The 4,936-nt window shown below is 62.1% G+C and carries 3 protein-coding genes and 2 pseudogenes; 1 reads left to right on the top strand and 4 read right to left on the bottom strand.

Translation table 11 applies throughout. The features are described from left to right. Window positions 1-298: 298 nt before the first annotated feature. On the bottom strand, window positions 299-937 hold the full coding sequence (locus tag EOA86_RS22120; protein ID WP_065010228.1) for a DNA-3-methyladenine glycosylase: 639 nt from the start codon (window positions 935-937) through the stop codon (window positions 299-301). A gap of 156 nt (window positions 938-1,093) precedes the next feature. Here EOA86_RS22120 and EOA86_RS22130 point away from each other — a divergent pair, with 156 nt between their 5' ends. After that, on the top strand, window positions 1,094-2,242 hold the full coding sequence (locus EOA86_RS22130; protein ID WP_065010256.1) for an amidohydrolase: 1,149 nt from the start codon (window positions 1,094-1,096) through the stop codon (window positions 2,240-2,242). A gap of 39 nt (window positions 2,243-2,281) precedes the next feature. Here EOA86_RS22130 and EOA86_RS22135 read toward each other — a convergent pair. The 3 genes and pseudogenes from EOA86_RS22135 to EOA86_RS22145 form a co-directional block, all read right to left on the bottom strand. Then, window positions 2,282-2,738, bottom strand: a pseudogene (locus EOA86_RS22135) (ATP-binding protein); the annotation flags it as partial. Between the two features lie 294 nt (window positions 2,739-3,032). After that, on the bottom strand, window positions 3,033-4,187 hold the full coding sequence (gene ampH / locus EOA86_RS22140) for a D-alanyl-D-alanine-carboxypeptidase/endopeptidase AmpH (RefSeq protein ID WP_128343573.1): 1,155 nt from the start codon (window positions 4,185-4,187) through the stop codon (window positions 3,033-3,035). 465 nt (window positions 4,188-4,652) lie between these two features. Next, a pseudogene (locus EOA86_RS22145) lies at window positions 4,653-4,936 on the bottom strand (ATP-binding protein); the annotation flags it as partial.

The following is a 4,936-nucleotide window of genomic DNA, read 5'->3' on the forward strand; positions in this document are numbered from 1 at the left end:
GGACTCAAAAAAATGATCAAGCTACTGTTCTCGGGTCGGTGCCGTCTTTCGGCATCCGTCCGTTGACGACTCTCGTTACGCTCACCTCGAAAAGCTGTCGATCGTCCGACTTTGGGGCTCTGCCGCCTCCCACCAGATGACGGACTCGAAGTCGCAAGAGGAACGTCAGCTTTCTAACGCATCGCGCCCGAAACCGGAAGGACAGCAGACGGCCCATTGCGGGTTACCACATAAATCGCACTCGATTGTCCGCTTCTGGGCGCAATCAGACTCCGATGCTTTACCTGCAACTCTGCTACTACCGCTGCCCCTGGCTCAGCGATCTTGGGCCGCTGACAAACGCACTCCCCCTGACATAAAATCGCAATAGCCGATCCGCGTCCTTCGAAATGCCGATCCTAATGCTCTTCCCGATTTCGCCTGCTTTGTGGTCGTCTCGTGCCAGCCATAGCGGGCCTTCCCGGCAAAGATCGAGCCCGTCGAGCGAACGGTCGATTCGCAACGCGGCAGCCAGCCTACCCGGTCCTCGCGCCAGGTCGCGCAAGCGTTCGACGCCGCGATGGAACCGCATGACTCCCACGCCTTCGAGCGGCTCGAGCGCCCTGATCAGCACGCCGGTTCCGATCCCAGCCGTCTCGCTCGAAACATTCAGCATGTATGAGAGGCCATAGGCGAGATAGACGTAGGCGTGCCCGCGCTCAAGAAACAGCGAACGGTTGCGCGGGGTCATTCCCCGGTAACCGTGCCCGGCGGCATCGCCGGCGACATAGGCCTCGGTCTCGACAATGCGGCCGCTGACGATGCCTTCCGGCAACGCCCGCACCACCAGCTTGCCGATGAGATAGTGGGCAAGAGCGGCCGTATCTTCAGGCAGCTCCGCGCGGGCGAGCGGCGGATGATCATGTCGGCCAGGCTTCACGGCATCCGCTCGACCCATTGTGCGCGAGAAGGCCCAGGCTCGAACGGATCGCCGAAATACTGGTTCTTACAACCCAAGGGCACTCCGAGCTCCCGGTCTTCCATTTCGAGACTCCTTGACCCTGGAGCAATGGCTGCTTTTGCTTAGAATGGAGCGCAAACGGAGTTGGAACACGTGACCCTTACCAATCGAGACATCGTCGAGCTTATAGCGTGGCGGCGCAAGCTGCACCAGAACCCCGAAATCTCGAATGAAGAGGAGAAGACCGCTAAAGAGGTCGCCGACTTCCTCGCCGATACGGGGCCGGACAAGGTGCTGACCGGATTGGGCGGGCATGGCGTGGCGGCGATCTACGAAAGCGGCAAGGCGGGGCCGACGGTGATGTTTCGTTCGGAACTCGATGCGCTGCCGATTTATGAACTTTCTGGCGTAGATCATGCATCACTCGTGCCGGGCAAGTCGCATATGTGCGGCCATGACGGACATACCGCGATCCTGGCGGCACTTGGCCGTCAGTTGGGGCGCGAAAAACCTGCCCGCGGTCGCGTCGTGCTGATGTTCCAGCCGGCGGAAGAAACCGGCAATGGTGCTGCCGGTGTCGTCGCCGATCCGCGCTTTGGGGAGATCGCCCCGGATTTCGCCTTCTCGCTGCACAATCTGCCGGGCGTGCCGTTCGGCGAGGTGCGGCTCAAGACCGGAGTGGTGAACTGCGCTTCACGCGGCATGCGCATCGTGCTAGAGGGCAAGACCGCGCATTCGTCCATGCCCGAGACCGGCGTCTCGCCGATGATGGCAATCAGCCAGTTGATGCCGGCACTCCCGGCACTTGGCAGCGGAACTTTTGCCGACGACAACTTCAGCATGCTGACCGTCACCCATGCCGCGATGGGCGAAGCGGTGTTCGGCATTGCGCCCGGCCATGCAGAGGTCTGGGCGACGCTGCGCACCCGGCGCGACGAGCGCATGGCAAACCTGTGCGCCGCCGCTGAATCGCTGGTCACACAGATCGCTGGCCAGCATGGCCTTTCTGCCCGGTGGGACTATCAAGAGATATTTGTGGCCAGCGTCAATGCGCCGGACGCCGTAGAGCATCTGCGGCGAGCTCTCGATGAAGAAGGCGTCGTGCACGGAGAAGAAGCCCTGCCAATGCGTGCTTCGGAAGATTTCGGCTTGTTCGGCCACAGCGCCTCGTCGGCGATGTTCTTCCTGGGTGCGGGCGAGCGGCACCCTGCGTTGCACAATCCGGACTATGACTTTCCGGACGATTTGATCCCGATCGGGTCGAAAATATTCATGCGAGCGGCGCGCAATCTTCTGGGCTGACCTCATCTTCTGGCTGAGCCCGGGCGCACCATCCGCCCCTCACACAGCCAAACGCCCCTGCTCGGCCTCCGCCGCATTAGGGTCGCCCGGTGCGGTCGCCCAGGCCAGTTCGACGAGCGTCACCGTCCGCCGCCCAGTCCCGTCGAGTTGGCAGACGATGAGGCCCTGCTCCTCGATATAGGTCAGCAGACGCCGGGCACGGCGCAGCGAGTGTGAGCCATAGGCGCGGGCAATTGCTGCGTCGCTCGGGCAGGGCCAGCCCTCCTTCGCTGCGCGGGCGATCATCATGAACATACCCTGCATAGTCCTCGGGCAGCAGCGAGGCGCACCGAGACATCCTGCCAGGCATCATTCCCTGCCATATCGGAACCCAAGCCGGCGCGGGCGCGCGTCAGCATGCGGCGGAAGGCGGGCAGGTCAGGCACAACCGAGGCGAGGCCTCTATGCGGCCGCGGACCACGAACTCCTGATAAAGCACGCCGATGACACGGAACCCGCGTCGGGTTGCGCCAGGAGGCGGCTGATGCTGTCGGGACTGCGAGCAGCGCGGCATTCGCGGTCGGCTACGAAAACGGGATGCCAAAGAGTCGAGAGGCAGAACCTTGGCCGCCGCTTGAGCAGGCCGTGAGCAGCGATGAAGCGGGTCGGCGCCGGCAAGTCCTCAGCAATGGATAGCTAAGCGGTCGGCCGGAAATAGCCGTTGTCGCGCTTGCCTGGCCGCGAAACATGCCGTCCGTCAGGCCCCTCCACAGCATTAATGATCGCGCACGTTCTACCGATAAGCGCGAAATCAGCGCGGAGCGATCTCTGCGACGAGATCGTTCGTCGTCTTAACCCCGGCCATGAAGCCGGCGGCATTGAATTCGTTCATGACGAAGAAAGCGCCGACGCCGCGTGTCGGTGCAATCGCAACATAGAGAAACATCCCTTGCAGGCCGCCGCTCTTCTGGAGGATGAGCGGGCGATGCTCGTTGGGGAGCATGATGACCCATCCGAGACCCATGGCGTCCATCGGGCCGCCGTCATCCAGTCCCACTACCGACGCGAGCCCGTCCCGGTACAAAAAAGCCGCGTGGTTCACGAGGCGGAACTCGGCGTCGGCCGCGGAAGGCTTGTTGTCGACATGCCAGTTCATCCAGCGCAGCAGGTCGTCCGCGGTCGAGTACAACCCACCGGCGCATTCCATGGCTGTGCTCGTCGGCACGATGGGCATGGCGCTGCCATCGAAGTTATGGCCCTGCATCAGGCGCGGTTCGTCCTCCGGTCTTGGGTTGAAAACCGTGTCTTTCATGCCGAGGGGATCGAGGACACGCTCCCGAAGAACCTCGGCATAAGGCTTTCCAGAGACATTCGCGAGCGCCGCTCCGAGGAGGTCGTATCCGAAGTTTGAATAGAGAACGGCGGTGCCCGGCGCGAACAGCAGCGGATTGTCCTTGAGGGCGGCAATCTGCGCCTCTTTCGTGTTGGTAGAGAAGGGGTCGGAGGGAGGCGCCTCGGCCACTGGCACCTCCCGCGGAAGGCCGGAAGCTTGCGCGACGAGATCGATCAGGCGGAGGGCGCGGCCATCTTTCTCCGGGAGCGTGACGTCCCAGCCAAGGCGATCCTGCAGCCGGTCGGTGAGCTGTACCTTGCCGTCGATCGCGAGCGAGGAAAGCACATTGCCGCAGAACACTTTGCTCACGGACGCGATTCGGAACATTGTGTCGCCGTCGGGCACTTTTTCACTCCCGTCGGCAATCTTGCCGAAACCCGCCAAGGCCGTCTCGCCGTTGCGCACGGCGCCGAAGATCAGGCCAGGCACTTCAGTGGAGAGATACAGGATCGTACCGTTGAACTGCACCGCTTCCGTCAGCAGCTTGTCCTCGGCATGTCCATAAGAGGGGGTGACGGCTGCGATTGCCGTCAAAGCGATGGCCACAAGTCGGCGCGATCGAGACAAACGCATCGCCAAAATCCTTTGATAAAGCTGCAGAATAAAATCTTCGGAAAAAGGGCCGGCGCGTAGTATCTTACCATCTCTCCAGAAGCAGGAGATGTCAACAGAATGAACCGAAGGGGGTAATAGGCGGCGGTAGCGTAGTTTCGGCGGATATTTGCGCTACAGTCCTGCCGTATTTCTTGTCCTTCGTCAGTTGATCGGGGCTGATCTCTTTATTAGCAAACCGACCCGCGGGTAATTTAGAACATATGTAAAGCGCCGTCGGCAGGAGGGAGTGCTGTAGCATCGAAGAACTTACAATAGGCGGATCTGCGTCGCGCCAATTCGTCGTCGTATGATGAAGACCGGGCAGATGAGCTGTGGCGGGCCAGCGAGGCCCTATCTGCGCAAAAAAGACTCGCCGCTGTACCTGCCGCTTGGCAATATATCGCCTTGATGCGTGGCATTCCCTTTGCGCACTCGGCCGCCGCCTCACACAGCCAAACTGCCCTGCTCCGCCTCCTCGTCGTTGGTGTCGCCCGGTGCCGTTGCCCAGGCCAATTCGACGAGCGTCACGACCCGCCGGCCGAGACCGTCAAGCTTGCATACGATCATGCCCTGTTCCTCGATATAGGTCAGCAGGCGCCGGGCGCGGCGCAGCGAGTGCGAGCCGTAGGCGCGGGCGATCGCCGCGTCGCTCGGGCAGGGCCAGCCCTCCTTCGCCGCGCGGGCGATCATCATGAACACACCCTGCATATCCTCGGGCAGCAGCGAGG

It is taken from the genome of Mesorhizobium sp. M5C.F.Ca.IN.020.32.2.1 (genome assembly GCF_004023105.1).
In the GTDB taxonomy this organism is placed as follows: Bacteria; Pseudomonadota; Alphaproteobacteria; order Rhizobiales; family Rhizobiaceae; genus Mesorhizobium; species Mesorhizobium wenxiniae.

Coding starts and splice junctions, on each gene's coding strand:
- EOA86_RS22120 (WP_065010228.1), bottom strand. CDS start 937: ATGGGTCGAGCGGATGCCGTGAAGCCTGGCCGACATGATCATCCGCCG.
- ampH (WP_128343573.1), bottom strand. CDS start 4,187: ATGCGTTTGTCTCGATCGCGCCGACTTGTGGCCATCGCTTTGACGGCA.